This window comes from Mycobacterium sp. SMC-16, assembly GCF_046250085.1.
GTDB classification, from domain to species: domain Bacteria; phylum Actinomycetota; class Actinomycetes; order Mycobacteriales; family Mycobacteriaceae; genus Mycobacterium; species Mycobacterium phocaicum.
On the sequence record NZ_CP176427.1, the window covers coordinates 252672 to 277071 of the forward strand.

A 24400-nucleotide genomic window follows, 5' to 3' on the forward strand; every position below is an offset into this window, starting at 1 on the left:
GGAAGTCATGGTTCGATACAAACAGGTGACCCAATCCGGCCTCAAGGAGCATCCCGTGCAGATCAGCATTTTCGGTTCGTTGAGTGGTCTCAAATCGCCCGTCGATGACACCGTCGCGTACCTCGCCCAGCTGCGTGACGAGGGATTTCGCCGGGCCTGGTTCGCTCAGATGCCTTACGAGCCAGACCTTCTCACCGTGCTGACGGTCGGCCTGCGGGAGGTCGACGGCATCGAGGTCGGCACCGGCGTGCTGCCCATCCAGAATCAGCTTCCGATGCTGCTGGCACAGCGGGCGCTGACCATCAGCCAGATGGCGGGCGGCCGTCTGCTGCTCGGGCTCGGCATGACGCACCAGGCCGTCACGGAGGGCATGTGGGGCATCCCGTGGGACAAGCCGGTGCGCCGGCTCAACGAATACCTGGACGGTCTGCTGCCGCTGCTGAACGGCGAGAAGGCCGACGCCACCGGTGAGACGGTCACCACGCGCGGCGCGCTGATCATCCCCGGCGCACCGACGCCGCCGGTGTACATCGCCGCGCTCGGACCGAAGCTGCTGCAGATCGCCGGACGTCGGTCGTCGGGCACCGTCACGTGGATGACCGGGCCGAAAACCCTTGCGGGCCATGTCGGTCCGACGTTGCGCCAAGCCGCTGCCGACGCCGGCCGCGCCGACGCGGTCCGGGTTGTCGCGGCCATTCCGGTCGCCGTGACCGACGACGTCGACGGCGCCCGTAAGCAGGCCGCCGAGCAGTTCGCGATCTACGGTCACCTGCCGTCGTACCGCGCCATGCTCGACCGCGAGGGCTACGCCGGTCCGGAGGACATCGCGATCATCGGCGACGAGCAGACGGTGCGCGACCGGCTGGCCGAACTCGAAGCCGCCGGGGTCGACGAGTACGTCGGCGTGACGTTCGATCCGTCGGCCGAAGGCCGGGCCCGCACCCGCGCGGTGCTCAAAAAACTGGAATCCTGAGCAGGTTTGGCAAGGCTTCATTGGCTGGCGGATCGCCGCGCGCCCGCATAGCGTTGCAGGAATGGCGATCTCGTCCCATGATGCCGAGCCCCACGCGGGTTCGGTTGCGTCGAAGCTGAACTGGTTGCGCGCCGGCGTGCTCGGCGCCAATGACGGCATCGTGTCGACCGCCGGCATCGTCGTCGGCGTCGCGGCCGCGACGGCCGAGCGCGGACCGATCTTCACCGCCGGCATGGCCGGGTTGGTGGCCGGCGCGATATCGATGGCGTTGGGCGAGTACGTGTCGGTGAGCTCGCAGCGCGACACCGAGCAGGCCCTGCTGGCCAAGGAGAAGCGCGAGCTCAGGGAAGACCCCGCCGCGGAACTCGACGAACTGGCCGGCCTGTTGGAGGGGCGCGGCCTATCGGTGTCGACCGCCCGGACCGCGGCGGAGGAACTGACCGACCACAACGCGTTCGCGGCGCACGCGGTCGTCGAGTTGGGCATCACGCCAGGCGAATTGGCCAACCCGTGGGCGGCCGCGTTCTCGTCGGCGGTGTCGTTCACCATTGGCGCGTTGCTGCCGTTGGTGGCGATCTTGCTGCCCCCGACGACGCTCCGCGTCCCGGTCACGATGTTCGCGGTACTGCTGGCATTGGCGATCACCGGCGTGGTGTCGGCCCGGCTCGGTGGTGCGCCGGTCGGCAAGGCCGTGGCACGCAACGTCATCGGCGGCGCCCTGGCGTTGAGTGCCACCTACCTCGTCGGCCATCTCGTCGGCGGCGTCGTCGCCTGAGTTCGGCTCACCCTGCCGAGCAGACGCAAAACTGTCGCAAATCACGGGATTTTGACAGTTTTACGTCTGCTCGCGGTTAGGGGCGTTCCCCGGGCTCGTTGAGGAACTGTGCGATCACGGGCGCCAACTCGCCGGCATTGGTGATGAGGTCGACGTGCCCGCCGGAATGCAGATGCAGATGCGAGTGCGGCAGTAGAAAGTTCATGATGCGCGCGTTGGCCACCGGGATGATGGGGTCGTCGGTGCCAGCCACGATCAGGCTCTCCTGCCGGACCGCCGGCAGCGCGTGGATGCTCGTCCACACCGCCCCGGCCAGCAGCTGGTGTACGTAGCCGACCTTAGAACCGGCGTGCAGCTGCTGCAGGAACAGCTTGGCGATGTCGTCGCCATGCTGCCGGACCGTGCCGCCATACAGTTCCCCGGCGATCGAGGCGGCGTACGAAGCGTTCGAGAACCGTTTCGGCGTCACCATTTTCGCGAGCACCCGCGGGTGTCCGGGAATCATCACAGCGCCGGTCCCGGTGGCCACCAGCACCAGCCGTCGGCAGCGCCGGGGATTCTGGAACGCGAACTGCTGCGCCAGCGCCCCACCCCACGACAGACCGAGGATGTCGACGACCGTGAACCCCAGCTTGTTCAGCAGCCGGCCCAGCACCCACGCCAGGTAGGGAAAGCCATAGGGCGCAAACGACGTTGGTGACCCGCCGGTGCCGGGGACGTCGAACCGGATCACGGTGCCCGGCATCCGCTCGACGAAGGGGTCGAGCACCTCCAGGCTGGCGCCGATGCCATTGCACAGCACCAGCGGAACCGCGCTCGGATCGGTCCCATGGTCGATGCGCACCCGCAGCCGCTGGCCGCCGACCGACACGTACCGCTCGGTGACGGTCATTTCTGCAGCACGTACGTGCCGGGTGCGGGGCCGACGGCGATGAAGCCCTCGGCGCCCAGCGTCGTCGGGGCGTCGATGTCGTCGCCGCTGCGTTCGGCCAGCCACGCGACGTAGTCGGGCCACCAGGAGTCACTGGACTTTTCGGCCTCGGTCAGCCATTCCTCCGGCGTTCCATCGGTCACCTGGGCGATCCGGTACGACGCCTTCGGGTTCCCGGGCGGGTTGACCAGTGCCGCGATGTGGCCGCTGGTGGACAGCACGTAGCGGTTGTCCTTGCTGCCCAACAACTTCGCGCTGCGGTAGGTGGCCTGCCACGGCGAGATGTGGTCGGCGATGCCGCCGATGACGTAGGCGTCGCACGTGATCTTGGACAGGTCGACGGGTGTGCCGAGCATGCTCACCGCACCGGGCGTGACCAGTGAATTGTGCAGGCCCATCAGCACCATGTCGCGGTGCAGCGCCGCCGCCATGCGGGTGGTGTCGGCGTTCCAGAACAAGACGTCGAACGCCGCCGGGCTACGGCCCTGCACGTAGTTGTTCACCCAGTAGCGCCACACGAGATCGGTCGGCCGCAGCCAGGCGAACATCTCGGCCATGGCCTTGCCGTCCAGATAGCCCTTCTTCGCCGAGGTCGCGATCGCGGCCTGCGCTGCCCGATCACTCATTGCGGCAGAAGCGAATCCGGCCCGGTCCTGATCCAGCACCGTCACCGCGAGGGTGAGGCTCGCAACCTTGTCGCCGTCGCCGGTCTCGGCCAGGTGCGCGGCCGTCATGGCGGTGATGATGCCGCCCGAGCAGCTCGCCATGAGGTGGGCGCCGGCCGCGCCGGTGATGGCCCGCACCGCGTCGATGGCCTCGATGATCGCCGCCCCGTAGGCATTGATGTCCCAATCCTTGTGCCGGGCTTGCGGATTGCGCCACGAGATGGCGAACACCTGCTGGCCCTGCTGCACGAAGTACTCGATCATGCTGCGGCCGGGCGCGATGTCCATGATGTAGTACTTGTTGATCACCGGCGGCACCATCAGCAGCGGTACCGCGTGCACCGTCGGGGTCTGCGGCGCGTACTGGATCAGCTCGAACATCCGGGTCTGCAGCACCACAGCGCCTTTGGTGACGGCAACCGTCTCGCCCACGGTGTAAGCGTCGGGCTCGACCATGGCTGGCACCCGCGGCGACGACATGATGTCGCGGGCAAAGGCTTTCAGGCCGCGGACGGCGCTCAGGCCGCCGGTGTCGATCATGGCTTTCCAGCCCAGCGGGCTGATCAACGGGTTGTTGGTGGGGGCCAGGCCTTCGATGGCGTTGTCGAACACGAACCGCATCTGGGCTTCGTCGCGCCAGTCCAGGTCGGCGTCGGCGAAGAGCTTCTCGGCGGTGTCCGACGCGGCCAGGTAGCCCTGCATGATGCGATGCAGTAGTGGGTTCTGTTGCCAGGCAACATCACTGAAGCGTTTGTCGGCGCGTTGCGGGGCCCTGTCCGAGTCGCCGGTGGCGATGTCGCCGAGCTCGCGGGCCAGTTCCTTGCCGCGGTCGAGAACGGTGCCCGGCTGCTTGGCGAGGCTGACGGCCATCCGCGCCCAGGCCTGGCCGGGCATCATGCGGCGGGCAAACGGCTTGGTGGCGCTGGTCAGCAGCAGGTCCAGCGGTGCGGCGAGCTCATCGGGGTGCAGGGTTGCCATGTCAGTTGTCGCTTTCCGTTGTGGGGATGGTGATTTCGCGACGGAGCAGCTTCCCGGTCGGGCCTTTGGGCAGGTCGTCGAGGAACCAGATGCGTCGCGGATACTTGTAGGCGGCCACCTGGCTCTTGACGAACTCGCGGAGTTCGTCGGCGGCGACCTCGAGGCCCGGCTTGAGGCTGACGGCAGCGCCGACCTCCTCGCCGAGCGAGTCATGCGGGATGCCCACGACAGCCGCCTCGGCGACGGCCGGGTGGGTGTAGAGCACCTCTTCGATCTCGCGGGGGTAGACGTTGAAGCCGCCGCGGATGATGAGCGCCTTCTTGCGGTCGACGATGTAGTAGTAGCCGTCCTCGTCGGTGCGGGCGATGTCGCCGGTGGCGAACCAGCCGTCGGCGTTGATGGCTTCGGCGGTGGCCTCGGGCAGGTTCCAGTAGCCCGTCATGACGTTGTGCCCGCGGATCTCGATTTCGCCGGGCTCACCCTGCGGCACCTCGGCGCCGTCGTTGTCGACGATGCGCATCTCGACGCCCTCGACGGGCGTACCGATCGAACCGGGCTTGCGCGGGCGGTCCGGGTGGTTGAACGCCGCGACAGGCGACGTCTCGGACAGGCCGTAGCCCTCCAGAACCAGGCAGTCGAAGGTCTTCTCGAAGTCCTGCAGCACCTGTACCGGAATCGCGGCACCGCCCGACACAGCGATCCGCAGCGTGTCCGTCGACGCCGTACCGGCCGCGGCCAAGAGGGCCGAGTACATCGTCGGCACACCCTCGAAGATGGTGACGCCGTCGCGCTCGATCAGCTCCAGCGTGCGGGCCGGATCGAAGCGGGGCAGCAGGCTGAGCGCCGCGCCGGCCAGCACCGCCGAGTTCAGGCCGCAGGTCAGGCCGAACACGTGGAACAGCGGCAGGCAGCCCATCACCACGTCGTCGGGTCTGATGTTCAGCAGCGTCCGCACGCACACGTCGGCGTTGCGGCCCAGGCCGCCGTGGGTCAGCTCGGCACCCTTGGGCTTGCCCGTCGTACCCGAGGTGTGGAGGACGACGGCGGTGTCGTCGTCCGCGCGCTCGACCGGCACCGGTTGGGCCGGGAGCCCGTCGATCAGCGCCACCAACCCGGCGTCGTCGACGACCCAGCAGCCCGCCCCGGCGGCCTCGGCGCCGGCCTGCGCCTCGCCGGCGAACGCCGGTGGCGCGAACAGCGCCTTGGCCGTCGTATTGGCGAGGTAGAACTCGATCTCCGGCGCCTTGAGCAGTGGGTTCATCGGCACCGCGACGGCGCCGGCGTACAGGATTCCGTAGAACGCGGCGGCGAAAGCCGGACCGTTCGGCAGCATGACACCCACCCGGTCACCCGGCTCGATGCCGGCCTGCCGCAGCAGCGTCGCGACGCGGGAGGCAGCGTCGTCGAACTGGGCGTAGGTGTAGGTCTGGTCGTCGCAGCGGAGGGCCACGCTGTCGGGGCGACGGGTGCGGCTGGCGACGAGGTTCTGGGCGAGGTTGGTCATGCCTTCAAGCGTGATTCGGCGCGGCCCCAGAGGCGATGGTGGCGGGAACAACAGTGGCCACCGCCAAATGTGACCGGCCACAATCGGCGCCTCACCTAAGGTTGGCTGATGGCCGGGGTCGACGAGCACATGCGGGAACTCAGCCGGATCATGCTGACGCGTGTGGAGGCGCTCGGCGAGCAACTGGCCGACCGCATCTACAGCCGCATCGACGGCTACCGCGCCACCCCCGAGGCGCGCGACAATGTGCGCGAAAGTTGCGTCGCCAACATGACTTTCGTGTTCCACACGCTCTGCGGCGACGGCGAGGCGGACCTGTCGCCGGCCGAGGCGACCGGCCGGCAGCGGGCCGTCGAGGGCATTCCGCTGGCCGCGGTGATGACCGCCTATCGCATCGGTTTTCGCTTCATGTGGGAGAGCAGCGTCGCCGCGGCGCGGGAGGCCGGCATCCCGACCGAATCCATCCTGGAGGCCAGCGCGCGCATCTTCCTGAGCCAGGACGAGTTCACCCAGGCGATGACCGGCGCCTACCGGGAGCAACTCACCAGCCAGATCATGGACCGCGAAGAGGAGCGGTCGGCTCTGGTCGAGGCGGTGCTGCTCGGCCGCATCACCGACAACCAGAGCCTGTGGGAGGCGGCCGATCTGCTGGGCCTACCGACGACGGGCCCGTATGTGGTTGCGGCGGCCGAGATTCCGGCCATCGGCAAGCTGGGGCTACCCGAGATCGCGAGCAAGCTCGCGGCCCGTGACATCCGGTCGGCCTGGCGTCTGCTGCCCGATCTGCAGGTCGGCGTCGTGCACCTGCGACAGGACGCGACGTACGACGTGCTGGTCGAGGTGCTGCGCAAGATCGCGACGGCGCGCGTCGGCCTCAGCCCGGCGTTCACGAGCCTGGCGGAGACGGGTGAGGGCCTGCGTCTGGCCCGGCTGGCGGTGGCCGGCCGGCCGAGCCGTGATGGCTTCGTCTGCGCCTTCGACGACGCGCCACTGGCGTTCGCCGCCGTCAGTGCGCCGGAGGTGATGAACCGGATCGAGGAATCGGTACTCGGCGGGCTGCGTGGGCTGCCCGCCGAGGAGCGGGCCGTGCTGTCCCAGACCTTCCAGGCGTGGCTCGACGCCGGCGGCTCCGCCAATGAAGCCGCCGCCGCAATCTTCTGTCACCCCAACACTATTCGGCACCGGCTGCATCGCATCGAGGAGCGGACGGGACGGTCCCTGTCCCGTCCCCGCGACGTCGCCGAGCTGTGCCTGGCGTTCGAGATCAGTCAGCGCCTGCCGGACTAGGTGGGGCTCGCGGGCCGGGCAGGGCGGGGCTCGGGTCGCGGCTCGGCTCGCGGGGCGCCGAGGCGTTGATCGTGCGTCATGGCAGACGGCTACTCGCAGAGATTCTGCTGTGGCGCACGGTCAATGATCCCGGGAGTTCACCGTGCGTCTTGGCAGGCCTCCACTCGCAGAAAGTCGGCTGTGGCGCACAGTCAACCGGTGCAGAGATGGCCGGGGATCGAGTGTGCGTCCGGCATCACGCGGGCGCAGGCTATCCACAGTTCGCGATCCGTCCACAAGCGCCGCCTCCGGTGTGGCTGACACTGCAGTAGATGTCTGCGGCCGCGGAGACGGTGTCGCTATGACCGAACCATTCGTCGGCAGCGAGGCCCTGGCCTCCGGCATGCTCAACCGCTACGAGCTCAGCCGCTATTACCGGCTGCTCATGCCGAAGATCTACGTGGACAAGCGGACAGAGCTGTCGCTCCAGCAGCGCACGAAAGCCGCGTGGTTGTGGACGGGTCGGGAAGGCGTCGTCGCGGGAGCCGCTGCGTCAGCTCTTCATGGCGCGAGTTGGGTGGCCGACGACATTCGCATTGAACTGATCAGCGCCAAAATCCGCGCACCTCGCGGCGTGGTCACTCGCCGCGACCTGGTCTACGACGACGAGGTCACCCGCGTCGACGGGTTGCTCGTCACCAGCGTGGAGCGGACCGCGTTCGACCTTGGCCGTCGGGAGCTGATCGGATCTGCTGTGGCGCGCCTCGACGCCCTGGCTCGAGCTACCGGATTCACGGCCGACGATGTTCTGACGCTGGCTACGCGCCACCCTCATGCCAGGGGCTTGAGGCAACTGGAGCCGGCGCTGGGCTTGTTCGACCCCGGCGGCCATTCGCCGCAGGAAACTCGATTGCGATTGACGTTGATCGGCGCGGGGTTTCCCAAGCCTCACACTCAGATTCCGGTACCTGGGCCCGACGGCAACCCGAAGTACTTCCTCGACATGGGCTGGGAGGAACTGATGCTTGCGGTCGAGTACGACGGTGCGCAACATGCTGAGTCGCTCGCCTACGACATCGAGCGTGCTGACTACATCGCGCAAGTCGGGTGGACCCATGTCAGGGTTGCCGCAGGGCATCGCAAGGCGTCCGTGATTGCGCGGGTGGAGCGCGAGTGGAATCGCCTCTGGCGGCCAGGACTCGGAGTTGCCGGGCGCACGCCGCCCCTTCCAGGGCCTCCGCTGGACCTGATGCGTTGACTGTGCGTCTTGGCAGACGGCTACTCATAGAAGTTCTGCTGTGGCGCACGATCGACGGGACGAGGGGACGGCCGGGAGTTCACTGTGCGTCTACGCAGGCGCCTACTCGCAAGAGCTCCGCGCTGGCGCACAGCCAAAAACAGCAGCCCCCGGCGAATGCCGAGGGCTGCTGTTCTAGATGCGGATCAGAAGGACGCTTCGTCCAGCTCCATGGCCTCGTTGTCGATGGACTCGACGACGCCGCGGACGCTGGTGAGCAGCGGCAGCATGTTCTTGGCGAAGAACGAAGCCGACGCGATCTTGCCCTCGTAGAACGCCCGGTCGTCGCCGGTGGCGCCCTCGTCGAGCGCCTTGATGGCGACCGCGGCCTGCTTCAGCAGCAGCCAGCCGATGACCAGGTCACCGACGGCCAGCAGGAAGCGCACCGAGCCCAGGCCCACCTTGTAGATGGACTTCGGGTCTTCCTGAGCGGCCATCAGGTAGCCGGTCAGGCTGGCGGCCATGCTCTGGACGTCGCCCAGGGCGGTGGCGAGCAGCTCGCGCTCGGCCTTCAGGCGGCCGTTGCCGTCCTGGTTCTTGATCAGCGACTCGATCTCGCCGGCGACGAACGCCAGGGCCTGGCCCTTGTCGCGGATGATCTTGCGGAAGAAGAAGTCCTGCGCCTGGATGGCGGTGGTGCCTTCGTACAGCGAGTCGATCTTGGCGTCACGGATGTACTGCTCGACCGGGTAGTCCTGCAGGAAGCCGGAACCACCGAAGGTCTGCAGCGACTCGGTCAGCTTCTCGTAGGCGCGCTCGGAGCCGACACCCTTGACGATCGGGAGCATCAGGTCGTTGACCTTGAAGGCCAGCTCGGCGTCGACGCCGTGGACGGCCTTGGCGACCTCGGGGTCCTGGAACGACGCGGTGTACAGGTACACGGCGCGCAGGCCCTCGGCGTAGGACTTCTGGGTCAGCAGCGCCCGACGAACGTCCGGGTGGTGCATGATCGTGACGCGCGGAGCGGTCTTGTCCATCATCTGGGTCAGGTCAGCACCCTGGATGCGGGTCTTGGCGTACTCGAGAGCGTTCAGGTAGCCGGTCGACAGGGTCGCGATGGCCTTGGTGCCGACCATCATGCGGGCCTGCTCGATGACATCGAACATCTGCGCGATGCCGTTGTGCACCTCGCCGACGAGCCAACCGACGGCGGGGGTGCCGTGCTGGCCGAGGGTCAGCTCACAGGTGGCCGAAACCTTCAGGCCCATCTTGTGCTCGACGTTGGTGACGAAGGCGCCGTTGCGCTCGCCGGGCTCACCGGTCTCGGGGTCGAAGTGGAACTTCGGCACGAAGAACAGCGACAGACCCTTGGTGCCCGGGCCGGCGCCCTCGGGGCGGGCCAGGACCAGGTGCATGATGTTTTCGAACAGGTCGTCCGAGTCGGCCGAGGTGATGAATCGCTTCACACCGTCGATGTGCCAGGTGCCGTCGGCCTGCTGGACAGCCTTGGTGCGGCCGGCGCCCACGTCAGAGCCGGCGTCGGGCTCGGTCAGCACCATGGTGGCGCCCCAGCCGCGCTCGGCAGCCAGGATGGCCCACTTCTTCTGCTCGTCAGTGCCGTTGTTGTAGAAGATTTCGCACATGCCCGAGCCCATGGCGTACATGTAGGCGGCCGGGTTGGCGCCGAGCACGTGCTCGATGAGCGCCCACTGCAGTGCGCGGGGCATCGGCATGCCGCCGAGCTCTTCCTTCAGACCGACCTTGTCCCAGCCACCGTCGAGCAGTGCGCGCATCGACTTCTTGAAGGGCTCGGGCAGCGTGACGGTGTGAGTCGCGGGATCGAAGACCGGCGGGTTGCGGTCGCCGTCGGCGAACGAATCGGCGATCGGGCCCTCAGCGAGGCGCGCGATCTCGTTGAGCATTTCCCCGGCGGTGTCGGCATCCAGATCGGCGAACTTGCCTTCGCCGAGTGCCTTGTCTACGCCGAAGACCTCGAACAGGTTGAACACCTGGTCACGGACGTTGCTCTTGTAGTGGCCCACGATTTCTCCTCGATGAGATGGAACTGTCGGTTGGGTACTCAGGGCTAAGTTACCCACCAGTAACTGGGCCTAACTATACCGCCGGGTAACTTCATCGCAAAGCACTTGCGAGCAATTCGTCCGCAACCACCAACCCAGTAGTTGATAGAAGTCCCATCGGAACCGTCAAAAACTCCCTGACCTGCTGTTTCTGTGGGGTGTGAGGATGGTCACTCGGGGGTGAAGTACGGTGCACAAATGCGGCGAATTGTGGTGTGGGGAACAGGAAATATGGGTGCCACGGCGATCCGATCGGCGGTGGCGTTCCCGGGACTCGAGCTGGCGGCAGTCATCACCTCGAGTGCGGACAAAGCAGGCCGAGATGCGGCGACGTTCGCGAACCTGGACACCCTGACCGGGAAGGTCGCCACCACCGACATCGACGCGGCTCTCGCGGACTGCGACGCGGTGGCCTATATGTCTTCCGGAGACATCCGCCCGGAGGAGGCCATCGCCGAGATCGAGCGCTGCCTGCGGGCCGGCAGGCACGTCGTCACCCCATCGCTGTACTCGCTGTACGACCCGGCCTCGGCGCCGGCCGAGTGGGTCGAACGCCTCACCGACGCCGCGGCCGCCGGCAATGCCTCACTGTTGGTCAGCGGTGTCGACCCCGGGTGGGGCAACGACGCGCTCGCCGTCACGGCGGCCGGGCTGTGCACCCGGATCAAGACCATCCGGTGCCAGGAGATCTTCGACTACTCGACCTACAACCAGCCCGAAGCGGTGCGGGTGCGCTGCGGTTTCGGCGGCTCGATGGAGGAGACGCCGCTGATGCTGATCCCGACCATCCCGACCATGGTGTGGGGCGGCAACGTCCGGCTCATCGGCCGCGGGCTCGGCATCGAGATCGACGACATCACCGAGACCTGCGAGCGGCTGCCGCTGACCGAGGCCGTCGAGAACATCATGGGTCGCTTCGAAGCCGGCACCCAGGGCGCCTTCAGACTGGAGGTCATCGGGTGGTCGCAGGGTGTGCAGCGCGTCATCATCGAACACATCACCCGCATCGACCCGTCGTGCGCGCCCGATTGGCCGCAGCCCGACGAGGGTGTGGGCGATCACCGGGTGATCATCGACGGTGATCCGCAGCTGACCATCGTGGTGCGCGCCGACGTGCCGGGCGGCACTCGGGCCGACGGTGGCAACACCACCGCCGCGAACCGGCTGCTCGGGGCCATCGAGTGGCTGGCCACGCAGAAGCCGGGTATCTACGACGGATTGGATGTGCCCCTCCACGCGCCGCTGCCGGCTGAGGTTGAGGCGACGCGCTGGGCGTGAGCGTTTGCAGTAGAGGTAGACGCGGTCCATCGGCAGATTGGCCGGTGGGCGGCGCTCCTCGAAGGGATTAGCCGACCAGAACGCCGATCGGGGTTAGCTGCACCGAGTGACGCGCGGAGACCGGTTCCGGCCACCAATCGAGCTCGGTGATGCGGTTGCGTTCCATGGCATCGGATCGAGCCTCGTAGTCCGCGATTGCCGCCGAGATTCCGGTTACGCGCATCAGGCCTTTTCGAGCGGCCAAAAGCATCGACGTAGAAACTGCGATCTTCTTCACTCGTAGCACTCCTGTACCCTGGTCAGAAATTCAGAGCCGCTTCACGCTCTGCAACGTCCGTCGGTGGGTCCGGCGTCCATGGGATGGCTGCCAGCTTAGCTGAAATTGACGTCAGCAACCACCCAGTTGACGGAATTTCTTGTTTGCCAGCGCAGCGCAACGTCCTAGTTGAGCGGCGTTTTATATGGACCTGCGGTGTAGCAGCGATGGATATGCGATGGATCTGCAGCGACCCTGTGCAATGACCCTGGTCGTCGGGTCAATTTGCTGACGGTGGAGTTGCGCCCGTCGGCCTCGAGGTGTTTGCGGCGACGGCCCGCCCGCCCGGACTGATCTGTGAGCGGGTGTTGAGACCGGCTCGGATCTGACTCCGCCAGGGCCTGAGACTTCGGCCGCGACCAGCGGGTGTTACGAGTATTTGAAATTTACGACTACGTCACTGAAGTCTGGCTACGCTCCCAATCCAGAGACCCGGCGGCCGCAATCAATGCCTGGCCTCCCTCAACTCGCGCTCTTGGAACCGATGGGAAGTCCGACGTGACGAAAAAGGCATTGATCACTGGTATCACGGGCCAGGACGGGTCGTACCTGGCGGAATTGCTGCTGCAGAAGGGCTATGAAGTCCACGGGCTGATCCGGCGGGCATCGACCTTCAACACGGTCCGGCTCGAGCACCTGTACCGCGACCCACACGATCCTGAAGCCCGGTTGTTCCTGCATTACGGAGACCTCACCGAAGGCAGCCGATTGGCCACGCTGTTGCAGGACATCCGGCCCGACGAGGTCTACAACCTCGGGTCGCAGTCCCACGTGCGGGTGAGTTTCGACGACCCCGAATACACGGGCAACACGACCGGCCTCGGCGCGATGAGGCTCTTGGAAGCCGTCCGGAAAGTCGGCTTGGACTGCCGGTACTACCAGGCTTCCAGCTCGGAGATGTTCGGTGCGGCCCCGCCGCCCCAGAACGAAGAGACGCCGTTCTATCCGCGGTCACCGTATGGCGCAGCGAAGGTGTACTCGTACTGGGTGACCCGCAACTACCGCGAGGCGTACGGCATGTTCGCGGTCAACGGCATCCTGTTCAACCATGAATCTCCCCGGCGGGGCGAAACATTCGTCACCCGCAAGATCACCCGTGCGGTCGCGAACATCAAAGCCGGCAGGCAGCGTCACCTGTATCTGGGGAACATGGACGCGGTGCGTGACTGGGGTTATGCACCGGAATTCGTCGAAGGCATGTGGCTGATGCTGCAGGCCGATGAGCCCGAAGACTTCGTTCTTGCCACCGGCACCGACTACACGGTGCGTGATTTCGTTGAATTCGCTTTTGCGCATGCGGGATTGGACTGGCAGGAACACGTCGAATTCGACGATCGCTATCTGCGGCCGACCGAGGTCGACTCACTGATCGGCTGTGCGGACAAGGCGAACAAGGTGCTTGGCTGGAGCCCGAAGATCAAGACGCCCGAGCTGGCCCAGATAATGGTGGACGCCGACATCGAATCGGTCGCACACAGTGGCACTCCGTGGGTCGACCGGGTGAAACTTGACGGGTGGGGAGCCTAGGAGTGGCAGGTGGGTTCGCGCCGGCAGAGCTGGACCGCGATGTGCCGCTGTTCGTGGCCGGACACCGCGGCTTGGTCGGTTCGGCGCTGTGGCGGGCACTCGAGAGTCGGGGATTCACGAATCTGATCGGCAGACGCTCCGACGAGCTCGATCTCCGGGAACGTGATGGCGTGTTCGACTTTTTTGCCGACACCAAGCCGGAAGTCGTCATTCTCGCGGCGGCCAAGGTGGGCGGCATCCTCGCGAACAGCACCTACCCCGTCGACTTTCTGTCCGACAACGTGCGCATCCAGGTCAATGTGCTGGATGCGGCGGCTGCCTGTGGAACGCAGCGTTTGTTGTTTCTCGGCTCATCGTGCATCTACCCGCGAATGGCTCCCCAGCCCATCCGCGAGGACTGCCTGCTCACCGGGGCTCTCGAGGCAACGAACGACGCGTACGCGATCGCAAAGATCGCCGGCATCATCCAAGTCCAATCGGTCCGGCGTCAGTACGGCCTGCCGTGGATCTCGGCAATGCCGACGAATCTTTATGGGCCAGAAGACAATTTCTCCCCGCAGGGTTCCCATGTGCTGCCCGCATTGATCCGTCGGTATGACGAGGCCGTCCGGAATGGCACGGAAACGGTAACCAACTGGGGCACCGGGTCACCGCGCCGGGAGTTCCTCCATGTCGACGACATGGCGGCCGCGTGCCTGCATCTGTTGGAGAACTACGACGGCGACATGCAGGTGAACATCGGGACTGGTGAGGACTGCACGATCGCGGAGATCGCGTCGATCGTCGCCGAGACCGTCGGCTACACCGGTGAAACCCGCTGGGACACAAGCAAGCCCGACGGTACACCGCAGAAGCTGCTCGACGTCAGCTTGCTGCGCCAGACGGGGTGGACGTCGCAGATCGGCCTTCGCGCGGGCATCTCCTCCACCGTCGACTGGTACCGCGAGAACCTGCAGCAGTTGCGGCGCTGAGAGCGACGCGAAGACCCGCGATTCTCTTGGCCAAAACCGGCCGCGACGTGGTAAATGACGCTAAGGTCAATACATTGGAGACGCGGATGGCGCCCCCGCGGATCGGGGGTTGCCACCGGTTCTGCAGGGAGGAGGTCAAGCCGGCTAGTGGCTGTGGCCTGTGGGTGACGACACAGTGCAGGGAACTCACGTTTGAGTCGCGGGTGACGCCGTCGGCGTTCTGGCTCACGCGGAGCCTCGGCGCGCGCTAAGCGTGGCAGCCATTTCATTCGAGTCGTGATCGTCGACGGGGCAACGATGACTCGGATCGGCGTTCGCGCACTGGCCCCGTTGCGCAGCGAAGCGACTGTGACGCTGCGTATTACGAATACGCGTGGCATTCTCCGGTGTCGTGATGCTCTGAAAGTGGCTCATATGAAAATTCTCATCGTCGGTCTCAACTACTGGCCCGAAACGACCGGCATTGCGCCGTACACAACGGGTCTGGCAGAGGGGCTTGCGTCCAGGGGCCATAGCGTGAGGGTATTGACTGGGCTTCCGCACTACCCCGCTTGGCGAATCGCCGATGAGTACCGCGGCAGTCGCGGTGAGACCGCAATCATCAGGAACGTCACCGTCAAGCGGGTGCCGCATTACGTGCCCAGCCATCCAAGCGCCGGCGCGCGGGTGCACATGGAACTGTCGTTCTCGCGCATGGCCATGGCGAGCCATTGGGGCCACCCCGATGTCGTCATCGCCGTCAGCCCCGCGCTGTTGTCCGCAGCTGCCGTCGTGGCGAAAGCGCGCGCCGCGCGGATTCCCGTCGGCGTGATCGTCCAGGACATCTATAGCCACGCAGTCGTCGAAACCGCTCAGATGGGCGGTCGCGGAGCTAAGCTCACCACGGATCTCGAAGCATCGGTGCTGCGAAATGCCAGCGGTGTCAGTGTGATTCATGACCGGTTTGTCGCATCGATAAGGAAGCTGGGTGTCCGCGAGGACAAGATCACGGTGATCCGCAACTGGAGCCACGTGGACAACAGCCCCACGGCCTATCGCGGTGCCGACATTCGACGCGAATTCGGTTGGTGTGACGACAAGGTCATCGTCATGCACGCCGGAAACATGGGGGTCAAGCAGGGTCTGGAGTCGGTCATCTCGGCCGGACGGCTGGCTCATCGGCAAGCGGCCGAAAGATCACCGCACTTTGTCCTTGTCGGCGATGGAAATCGTCGGGCGGCGTTGCAGGAGTTGGCATGTGATGTGCCCACCGTGCAGTTCATCCCGCCGGTAGCCGACGACAAATTCGGTGCAATGTTGAGCGCGGCGGACATCCTGTTGGTAAACGAGTTGCCGGGGATCGCCGAGATGGCGGTACCGAGCAAGTTGACGTCATATTTTGCTGCGGGAAAGCCTGTCTTGGCGGCGACAGAGTCGCGAAGCGCGACCGCGTGCGAGGTGACTACGTCCCTGGGCGGGGTGGTGGTCAGCGGAGGCGATCCGGAGGCGCTGGTGCACGGAGTCGAGATGCTGGCAGCGGATCCTGCACTTCGGGCGCGACTCGGGGCGGCGGGCCAGGAGTTCGCGCGCCGCACCTTGCAGCCGGAAGTGGCCATCGATGCGTATGAAGCATGGTGTGGCGCCCTGATGGGGGAACCGCGGCGCCGGCGTCTCATCAGTCTGGCCGCCGGCTGAGGATTGGGCGTTCATCTTGCTGCAGTACCAACGGGCATCTGGGGTTGAATATGGGGGGTTGTCGATGACGCTGCCATCATTCGCGCTCACGCGACTGCCCAATTACCTTACGCGACTACCGAATTCGCGAGCGCGACTGCTGAACGCACGTGCAGTGTGGCAACCGTCATTCGCTCGCCGCGTGTTGGTGACCGACATGGCGACGGTGATTCTGGCCGTGATGTTCGCCCAATGGGCCCGATTCGGGCGGGAGAGCAGCTACTCGTATGCCCCGGCGACTGCTGTGTATTTCACTGCGTACTCGGTGCTGCTGGCGAGTCTGTGGCTCGGTGCGTTGAGCCTGTATCACGCCCGTTCGGCACCAATTCTGGGAAGTGGGATCGAGGAGTACCGGCGAGTCATCGCGGCGTCATTCTGGACGTTCGGCGCCGTTGCGATCGTCGCGTTGCTTTCGCGGGTGGATATTGCCCGGGGCTACCTCGCGTTGGCGTTCCCGTTGGGCACATGTGGGCTGCTGGCAGGGCGCAAGTTGTGGCGGCGGACAGTACGCGCGAGTCGGCTTGCGGGCAATTGCCAAACCCTCGTACTCGCCATCGGCGATCGGGAAGCGGTAGCTGTCCTGGCCGGCGCGCTCATGAACGATCCCGGCGACGGATACGTGGTGATCGGTGCAGGCATACCCGGTGACCCTGGTGCGCGCGGTGGTGTCATCACTGTCGGTGACACGGCGATCCCGATTCTTGGTGACGAGAACGACGCACTGGATGCGTTGGGTGACAAGTGCGTTGCCGACACAGTCGCCCTGACTGACGCCGAGCATTTCGGGTGCTCGGGAATCCAGAAGCTCACCTGGCGGCTGGAAGCATCGGACGTTGATCTGGTGGTGTCGCCCGGATTGCTCGACGTGGCCGGAGCGCGGCTGGCGATGACACCAGTGGCGGGTATGCCGCTGCTTCATGTCGAGAAGCCGCAGTATCGGGGCGCCAAGCGTTTCCAGAAAAAGGCGTTCGACTTTGGATTCGCGCTCGCCGCGTTGATCGGCACCGCGCCGGTGCTCTTGCTCGCTGCGATAGCCATCAAACTGACAAGCCGCGGTCCGGTCTTCTACCGAGCCGAACGCATCGGCTTGGACGGCAAGCCGTTCACGATGATCAAGTTCCGCACCATGGTGGTCGACGCCGAGGCGCGACTGGCGGACTACCTCTCGTCCAATGAGATCGACGGCGGAGTGATGTTCAAGATGCGCGAAGACCCGCGCGTGACTCCGGTCGGTAAGGTGTTGCGCCGCTACAGCATCGACGAGCTGCCGCAGTTCATCAACGTGCTGAAACGGGACATGAGTGTCGTTGGCCCGAGGCCGCCGCTGCGGCGTGAGGTCGAGAACTACAACGGGGACATCAAGCGGAAGCTGCTCGTCAAACCGGGTGTGACCGGGCTCTGGCAGATCAGTGGGCGATCGAACCTCTCGTGGGAGAAGTCGGTGCGCCTCGACCTCTCCTACGTCGACAACTGGTCGATGATCACCGACGTCGGAATCATCTTCAAGACCGTGAGCGCGGTTGCCCGTGCCGAAGGGGCGTATTGATGGTTGCTGCGATAGCCGATATGAGAGGAGTGACTCGGCCGGGCAGGTTGAAATCGAGCAGTTTCAACGCAGCCCGCTCGGCTCCGTGCTGTTGGGCAATAAGTGCTGCCGCACGACACTTTTGGAGTAGTCGCACGCAGCTATCATTCGTTCATGTGACGTACGCAGGTAGCCTTGCTGCGGTCCGCCTCCACTGAAATACGTTCGCGTTGCCGCGAATTGAATACGCGGCACCGCGGACTGCGGGCGTCACTATCGATCTTCTCCTGCATCGCACTCGGGTATTCGGTGGTAGTGCTATTGGCTCGCGCCTTGCCCCTGTCCAGTGTGGCCGCACTGGTGGTCGCGATCAGCTCGCCCTACGCCCCAGTTTTGGTGTTGTCGGGTGTCGCGTTCGCGGTCCTCTCACGTCGACCCATTCTGTCGACAAGCAGTGCGGTAATGGTGTTAGTGCTCCTCGCGTTTCAAGTTCCCTGGTACTACTTGGGCCGGCCGGAGAACATTGCTCGAAATGTCACCTTAAAAGTGGTGGCTTCGAATCTCCGCAATGGCGAGGCGGATGCATCCGCATTCGTGGGTATGGTGCGAGATGCAGCCGATGTGATCTGCGTATCGGAACTGACGCCCGAAGAGGTCGTTCGGTTTCGGCTAGCGGGGATCGAGAATCAGTTCCCGTATTTTGTGCTGAAGCCGGCGCCAGATGCCGCTGGTGTCGGTCTCTGGAGTCGTTTCCCGCTCAAGGAGTTTGTTTGGGCCGATGGTCGAACAACGGGATCGGCAGCGCGGCTGCGGGTTCCCGGCGTGAGATTCGACGTTGTTGTCGCCAGTGTGCACGTGATTTCGCCGATCGCGTTCGGCTTGACCTCATTCGGAGAGTGGCAAGCGCACATGACCGCGACCAAGGCGCAACTCGAAAGCCTGAGCCGCAGTGACGAACCGGCCGCGGTAATCGTCGCCGGAGACTTCAACAGCACAGTCGACATGCGCCAGTTCCGCGACTTGCTGGGCAGTGGCTATCGCGATGCCGTCGAACAGACCGGTGCGGGTTTCGCTCCTACCTATCCGGCCAGCCGCCTGGTGCCACCGTTGATCACGATCGATCACGTCCTAACGGAACGCGCGTCCGCAGTGTCGGTGAAGACGTTGAGCGTTGGTGGCTCCGATCATCGAGCATTAGCGGCCGCCGTCGACGTGCCGAGCGATCCGACGGCACCGTGAGTTCAGCGATGTGGTTCGTGGGCTTGACGTTGAAGAGCGCATGCGATCCGATCACTCGCGCTCGTACACGAAATCGCCCTGCAGCCAGCGACCCGACGAGTCGAATGTCGAAATGTGCCCGGCGACAATATGAAAGCCGCGGTCTTCGAGATAGCGGGATACTTCTGGGAACAGTGACTGCCCCTCGTAGAGCTCCACGAACGATGCTTCGATCAAGATCTGGTCGAGATGTTGGAGCGTCTTTTCGGCCCCTCGAAGAACCGGCAATTCGAAACCCTGCACATCGATCTTGAGAAGCGCGGGACGGGCGATCTCGCGGTCAGCCAACGCGTCGTCGAGGGTCCGAATCGACGCGCGAATCGTTCCAACTTCTTCGGTGCCCGGAAATATCGATGTCTGGCGTCCGCCGATCGGGAGCAGCGAGGACGAGTCGTCTCTGGCGCTGAGATGGATGTCCATCTCTCCGTTGGCCTCTCCCAAGGCGAACGGAGCGACAGTTACGCGGTCCTCCTTGTCGAAAAGTCGCAGCATCTGACCTCTCGCCACCGGAAGAGGCTCGAACGCAACGACTTCTGCTGTTGGAAATCGAGTACACGCGTACAGGGTGAACTGCCCCCGATTTGCACCGACGTCGATGACGGTGCGCAGATCGGGGCGCAGAGGTAGGGCATCGTGCTCTACGGTCGCCGCGACGCCGGATCGCATGCCACGCCGCCACTCTGGCTGCTGGATGAGTTTTGCGAACTTTCGCGCTTTGCGCACGGCTTCGAGGATGCGACGCCGGGCACTCCGTGCCGGCATCACAGGCCATCCAGGCAGCAGACGCCGAGGGGCGACGTGGCGTTGCGCGTGCGCGAACGTGGAGGGGAGGCTGGGCAACCCCAGCATCGGGTTTTCAAGTGCTTGAAAATCCTTCCGTGCGGGCCGATGTAACGCCTTTGGCGGTCTGGCGACGCTTGTTCGGTTCTCCAGCGTGTCCGCATAATATGGTGCGAGAATACGTGTTGTGGGTGGCATCGGAGACGAAATCAGCTGTGAATTAACAACAATGCCCGACAAATCTCCAGCTTTCACCACCTGCCGCGCGTTACCCCGTGGCGCAATGATCGACCGAACAAGCGAATGGAACGACATGACCAATGGTTCAATTTCATGAGCCGCGCGCGTGTTGTGATGATAGGCGCGTTCCCGCCACCAGTCGGCGGAGCAGCGTTCGTCAACGCCGCGGTCGAAGCCGAACTCACCGTGGCTGGCGTTGAGGTGACTCGGGTGAACCTGGCCGGCCCGTCGCTGGCCCACAACCGGGGCGTTACTTACCACGCTCGCCGATTAATGGCCAACGCGCACGGGCTTTTGCGAGCGCGAGCTACGGCAGATCGCCAGAAGACCCTGTACATCGTCCCCGACGCGGGGCTCGGTGCCTGGTATACGCGTGCCCACATGACGGCCGCTGCACGTCGATACGGCGCCGTCGTGATTCACCATCATTCCTGCCGCTATGTCGAGGAGCACGATCGGGCAATCGCTGCGGTAGCGCGTATCGCCCGCGGCACAGCAACTCATGTGTTCCTTACCGAAGGCATGGCAGAAGCCTTTCAACGCCAGTACGGAGACGTCTCTTTTCGGGTCGCAACGAACGCGAGCTTCGTCAGACAGGAAGCGGAGTGTCAGCCCCTTTCTCGGGGTGCAGGGCCGCTACGGATTGGGCATCTGAGCAACTTGTGCGCCGACAAAGGGTTCTTCGCAGTTGCCGACGCGTTTGAGGCTGTGCGAGCTGCCGGTATCGATGCAACGCTTGTACTAGCGGGGCCGATCCTCGAGCAAGCCGTAGCTGATCGCCTTACAAATCTTGTTGCTAGTCACGGCAACTCAGTACGCCATGCTGGGCCACTCGCTGGTGACGACAAGCTCAAATTCTATCGGGAGATCGACGTCTTCCTTTTCCCCACTGAGTTCAAACAGGAGGCGGCGCCACTTGTGGTGTACGAGGCGCTCGCCGCCGGAGTTCCGGTAGTCGCGACTGACCGCGGGCTGATCGCCGAAATCGTTCGAGAAGATGTTGGCGGCGCCGTGTGTGAGCGCAATGCGGATTTCACCGCCTTCGTGACGAACTATCTCCGCAACCAGACATGGTCGGAGCCAGAGCATAATCGGCGAGCGATCGCGATCAAGGAGTGGCTGCGTGATGAATGCGCCCGATCGGCGGCCCAGCATGAGGCGCTCGTAGCGCAGCTCGCAGCGTCCCCGGCCGCCAGATAGACGAAGTAGATCGACGGCCCTGCGGGTTCACCCTCGATGAGATCGAAGCCAATCAATCGTGAGAACCGTGCCCTGATCGAGTGAGAACGGCAAGGGGCCGGCTACAGCCTCTGTTCCGGACATGTCGAATGTCATGTCCGTCGTCAGATTGTTCAGCCGAAAGCTCGTCATCGGGAACCTGACCCCAATTCGTGCCAAAGCGTCCCCCGCGGCAGCGGCGACCCGAAGCGCCGCGTATGGCACTCTGCGGATTGGGCGAGACCCGAACGCCTCCGCGATTTGCGATGCCCACTCCGCAACCACCACGGGTTGATAATCGGCCAGCCAGAATGTCTTTTCATGCACGAGTTCCTTCGGCGCTTCGAGGAGCCGGTGTAGCTGATGCACGGAATTCCCAACGTAGCCGTAGCCCTTGTGCACGGCACGACTGGAGGGATTGACGTACATGCCTCGCTCGACCATCTCGAAGAACGATCGGTATGGTTCACCAAACCAAGGACCCCAAATGCCAGTCGGCCGAACTATCGTCCAGACGTCGAGATCATCAGACGCGGCTCGAACGATGTCCTCGCCCCTTGCCTTGCTCACTCCATACAGCGTCGAGGCGCTGTAGTCCGTTTCGTGACGGGGCTCGTAGCCAAGGTCGAAGACCAAACGGGTAGACGCAAATATCGTGCGGCGTACGCCACCAGTGGCGCGAACAGCATCGATGATGTTCCGTACCCCAGTGATGTTCGTGTCGAAGTGCTCCAACCCCTTGTGCTCCTCCAAAACCGCACGAGCTGCGAAGTGAAGCACTGCCTCTGGGCGGAAGTCGTCAAAGACAATCCCGAGCGACTGTCGGTCCATGATGTCCACCTCGCGGTAGACGGCAATGTGATCGACATTTCTGGGTGCCGCTATGTCGATACTGAGAACACTGTCGCCGCGTTCCAGAAATCCTTCGACGATGTTCGTGCCAATGAACCCAGATCCTCCTGTTACGAGCACCCGCATGACGGCACCGTACCGTAGTGCGCACCGACCTGAGCGCGTGTCGCGTCAAGTTCCCATCGGAAACTTCAACGGTCCGTTCGTGCTCGGCCGGCCGCGCGATCACTCAGGCCCCTTCCGTCGTCGATGCGTCGATTGCGGCGTTCGCCCCACTTGTGATTGTCACCACGAAAATCGCTAGCTATCAACACAATTCAACGCCAGACCAACGCAGCGCCAAGTCGCATGAAATGAAGGGCCAGGCAAGTCCAACTATCCCCTGCAACACAGGTACATTCGCGAATCTATAGACCCCGCGTACGGCGTTCCGCGAAAAACCGGGCTGGCTAGCGGTTGTCGGAGACGACCAATTCGGGGATCGGGCCGCGGGCGCCGTTCGCGAGCAGCAGGGGACCGAATCTATTACTTTCGCCGCCGTCTCGCAGCGGTACCATTGTGGACATGATGGGCGCTCCCGAGCTGCCGCTTTGGGTGATCGGACCGTAGTATCCACCAACGATATTCGATGTGGTCGACCGTATCAGTGGAATGTGTGCGAGATCGCCTATCCCATTTGACAGGACCTCGGATATGGTGTGGCCGCCGATCCAGCCTGTGGATGGTTTTTCGAGAACAGGCCATCTCTCGTTCTGTGCTGGCCCCGCGGATTCGTCGGCGTAGACGATACGTAGATCTATTCTGTCGAGGTACTCATTGCCAAATTTGCATCGATTCAACACCATCCCCGCGCCCGCGTTGACATCCGTCTCTGCGGGAACGAACCATACATCTATACGTGGAGGCCCATCTGGTGGTCCGAAGCGGAGAAAGTCGTTGTTGGTGATGTAGGTATTGTTGCCGCCAGCTGAGAGTTTAATGTGAATCCGATTGACGCGGAACGAGTTGTCGCTGATGCTCGTGCCGTCAGTCAGGCCCGATAATGCGATACCCATCGAAGCCCGGCAATCAGCCGCGTGGAAAATGTTGCGCGTAATTTTCCAGTAGGGATTGTCGCTGCTGTTGGTTGAAATGCTGCAGCTTTTGTAGTTTACGAACGCGCAGTCACTAACCACGTACAAATCGTTGACATTCGACCCTCGGAATCTATTTCGTATGTGCCCTAACCCGCCGTCGAAACGGATTCCGGTGAGGCTTAAGCGCAGCCAAGGCTGGTCGGAGTCGATGAAAAACGCATCTGGTGCGAGGGAGACGGTCGTAGCTCCCTGTCCGGCACCGGCTATTGTTGGCGCGCTGTGATTGATTCCGGGACCGTAATATAGGTACTGCCCGGGTGGCAGATAGACCGGTCGTCCCGACGCGACAGCGGCACGGATCGCGGGGCCGGAATCTCGCTTTGCAGTTGGGTCGGCCCCTCCTTCAAACTGCGCGTCCGTGGCAACTGCATGCCCTGCGAAGTGTGGATCTGTCGGCGGACCGGTGGGGGTGGCGTTCGTGCCGACTGGCTGCGGGGATGCCGGCGACCGTGAGGTTGTTCCGCAACTTGCCAGGGCTGAGCCAGCGACTAACCCGAGTCCGGCAATCATCGTCGCTCGCCGCGAGAACACCGAGTCGCGAGCATGTGGGTCGTGGGCGCTGTCGCGTGCCACCGGAACCTCCTCAAGCGGAGGCTGCGGCCTCACTGCGCGGAAGTCTCGATTGTATTGAGGAGATCGAATCACCTTGGCGGTATTGGGGTTAATCGCTGCTGACCGGAGAGCGATCTATGCGCGTAGCTCACCTGGTTCGAGCGCGTCGGGGATTGCGGACCCGGGGGCTTCAGTGACGATGCCAGGGCGGTGCTGGACGATGCCGGGGTCCAGATGGGGATGCCGCGCGGCACTTACCTGGTGGTGATGCCCGGCCAGTCGCTGCCGCTGCTGGATGCCGCCGGGCATCTGGACAAGTAGTTCGCGACCGGTAGGGAGATCGCCGAGCTGCGGGGATGCGCGCAGCGACGGTCGACCGGTACCTCAAATCGGCCCGCGACCAGCGCGAACATCAGTATTCTCAATTTACGACGGCGTCACTAAACTCCCGTTACGCTGCGAAACCAGAGACCTGACAGCGGCAACAAGTGCAGGGCCTCAGTCGAGAGCGCTCCTGGAACCGATGGGAAGTCCGACGTGACGAAAAGGGCATTGATCACCGGTGTCACCCTCGCCGCGCGCTGGCTCAGGACCGGCGCGGAGG

At 64.3% G+C, this 24400-nt stretch carries 19 protein-coding genes; 11 read left to right on the forward strand and 8 right to left on the reverse strand.

The annotated features are described in order from the left end of the window. The first annotated feature begins 7 nt into the window (after window positions 1–7). Together ACJEIK_RS01180 and ACJEIK_RS01185 are read left to right on the forward strand one after the other, a co-directional pair. Window positions 8–973, forward strand: a complete 966-nt coding sequence (locus ACJEIK_RS01180) for a TIGR03564 family F420-dependent LLM class oxidoreductase (RefSeq protein WP_409430894.1) — start codon at window positions 8–10, stop codon at window positions 971–973. A 61-nt stretch (window positions 974–1034) separates the two neighbouring features. Continuing rightward, on the forward strand, window positions 1035–1748 hold the full coding sequence (locus ACJEIK_RS01185) for a VIT family protein (RefSeq protein WP_409430895.1): 714 nt from the start codon (window positions 1035–1037) through the stop codon (window positions 1746–1748). A gap of 76 nt (window positions 1749–1824) precedes the next feature. On the opposite strand, the gene phaZ is transcribed toward ACJEIK_RS01185, so the two are convergent. Genes phaZ through ACJEIK_RS01200 form a run of 3 tightly spaced genes read right to left on the reverse strand, consistent with a single transcriptional unit; the run spans window position 1825 to window position 5826 of the window. Next, complete coding sequence (gene phaZ, locus ACJEIK_RS01190; protein ID WP_267324477.1) at window positions 1825–2640, reverse strand: poly(3-hydroxyalkanoate) depolymerase; 816 nt, start codon at window positions 2638–2640, stop codon at window positions 1825–1827. Continuing rightward, complete coding sequence (locus tag ACJEIK_RS01195; protein WP_409430896.1) at window positions 2637–4322, reverse strand: PHA/PHB synthase family protein; 1686 nt, start codon at window positions 4320–4322, stop codon at window positions 2637–2639. Before ACJEIK_RS01195 ends, phaZ begins: the two co-directional genes overlap by 4 nt. Before the next feature lies 1 nt (window position 4323). Continuing rightward, window positions 4324–5826: a long-chain-fatty-acid--CoA ligase gene (locus tag ACJEIK_RS01200; RefSeq protein ID WP_409430897.1), complete on the reverse strand. Its 1503-nt coding sequence runs from the start codon at window positions 5824–5826 to the stop codon at window positions 4324–4326. A 108-nt stretch (window positions 5827–5934) separates the two neighbouring features. Here ACJEIK_RS01200 and ACJEIK_RS01205 point away from each other — a divergent pair, with 108 nt between their 5' ends. Then, entirely contained in the window at window positions 5935–7113 is a 1179-nt protein-coding gene (locus tag ACJEIK_RS01205; protein WP_267324479.1) for a CdaR family transcriptional regulator, read from the forward strand. A gap of 340 nt (window positions 7114–7453) precedes the next feature. Next, window positions 7454–8350, forward strand: coding sequence for an endonuclease domain-containing protein (locus ACJEIK_RS01210; RefSeq protein WP_409430898.1), 897 nt, complete (start codon window positions 7454–7456; stop codon window positions 8348–8350). Between the two features lie 185 nt (window positions 8351–8535). On the opposite strand, the gene ACJEIK_RS01215 is transcribed toward ACJEIK_RS01210, so the two are convergent. Further along, the gene (locus tag ACJEIK_RS01215; protein WP_409430899.1) at window positions 8536–10371 is read right to left on the reverse strand and encodes an acyl-CoA dehydrogenase; all 1836 of its coding nucleotides are present in this window, start codon (window positions 10369–10371) and stop codon (window positions 8536–8538) included. A gap of 237 nt (window positions 10372–10608) precedes the next feature. Here ACJEIK_RS01215 and ACJEIK_RS01220 point away from each other — a divergent pair, with 237 nt between their 5' ends. Next, the gene (locus tag ACJEIK_RS01220) at window positions 10609–11688 is read left to right on the forward strand and encodes a dihydrodipicolinate reductase (protein WP_061004008.1); all 1080 of its coding nucleotides are present in this window, start codon (window positions 10609–10611) and stop codon (window positions 11686–11688) included. A gap of 67 nt (window positions 11689–11755) precedes the next feature. Here the strand turns inward: ACJEIK_RS01220 and ACJEIK_RS01225 are convergent, their stop codons facing one another. Further along, entirely contained in the window at window positions 11756–11965 is a 210-nt protein-coding gene (locus ACJEIK_RS01225; protein ID WP_162563505.1) for a hypothetical protein, read from the reverse strand. A 537-nt stretch (window positions 11966–12502) separates the two neighbouring features. On the opposite strand from ACJEIK_RS01225, the gene gmd reads away from it, so the two are divergent. From gmd to ACJEIK_RS01250, 5 genes are all read left to right on the forward strand, one after another. Then, window positions 12503–13531 (forward strand): GDP-mannose 4,6-dehydratase, encoded by a 1029-nt coding sequence (gene gmd / locus ACJEIK_RS01230; RefSeq protein ID WP_409430900.1) that lies wholly within the window; start codon window positions 12503–12505, stop codon window positions 13529–13531. Between the two features lie 41 nt (window positions 13532–13572). After that, window positions 13573–14502, forward strand: coding sequence for a GDP-L-fucose synthase (locus ACJEIK_RS01235; RefSeq protein WP_324609720.1), 930 nt, complete (start codon window positions 13573–13575; stop codon window positions 14500–14502). A gap of 276 nt (window positions 14503–14778) precedes the next feature. Continuing rightward, window positions 14779–16176 (forward strand): WcaI family glycosyltransferase, encoded by a 1398-nt coding sequence (locus ACJEIK_RS01240; protein ID WP_110783863.1) that lies wholly within the window; start codon window positions 14779–14781, stop codon window positions 16174–16176. A 64-nt stretch (window positions 16177–16240) separates the two neighbouring features. Continuing rightward, window positions 16241–17761, forward strand: a complete 1521-nt coding sequence (locus tag ACJEIK_RS01245) for a sugar transferase (protein ID WP_082762331.1) — start codon at window positions 16241–16243, stop codon at window positions 17759–17761. A gap of 327 nt (window positions 17762–18088) precedes the next feature. Then, on the forward strand, window positions 18089–18979 hold the full coding sequence (locus tag ACJEIK_RS01250) for an endonuclease/exonuclease/phosphatase family protein (protein ID WP_234785610.1): 891 nt from the start codon (window positions 18089–18091) through the stop codon (window positions 18977–18979). 51 nt (window positions 18980–19030) lie between these two features. Here ACJEIK_RS01250 and ACJEIK_RS01255 read toward each other — a convergent pair whose 3' ends face one another. Continuing rightward, window positions 19031–20278 carry an FkbM family methyltransferase gene (locus tag ACJEIK_RS01255; protein ID WP_162563506.1) on the reverse strand — a complete coding sequence of 416 codons (1248 nt, stop codon included), beginning with the start codon at window positions 20276–20278 and terminating at the stop codon, window positions 19031–19033. A 33-nt stretch (window positions 20279–20311) separates the two neighbouring features. Between ACJEIK_RS01255 and ACJEIK_RS01260 the strand changes: the two genes are divergently transcribed. After that, window positions 20312–21238, forward strand: coding sequence for a glycosyltransferase family 4 protein (locus tag ACJEIK_RS01260; protein ID WP_162563507.1), 927 nt, complete (start codon window positions 20312–20314; stop codon window positions 21236–21238). A 27-nt stretch (window positions 21239–21265) separates the two neighbouring features. On the opposite strand, the gene ACJEIK_RS01265 is transcribed toward ACJEIK_RS01260, so the two are convergent. Then, window positions 21266–22234 (reverse strand): NAD(P)-dependent oxidoreductase, encoded by a 969-nt coding sequence (locus tag ACJEIK_RS01265; RefSeq protein ID WP_061003993.1) that lies wholly within the window; start codon window positions 22232–22234, stop codon window positions 21266–21268. Between the two features lie 323 nt (window positions 22235–22557). Next, complete coding sequence (locus tag ACJEIK_RS01270) at window positions 22558–23283, reverse strand: hypothetical protein (RefSeq protein ID WP_234785611.1); 726 nt, start codon at window positions 23281–23283, stop codon at window positions 22558–22560. Between the last annotated feature and the right edge of the window lie 1117 nt (window positions 23284–24400).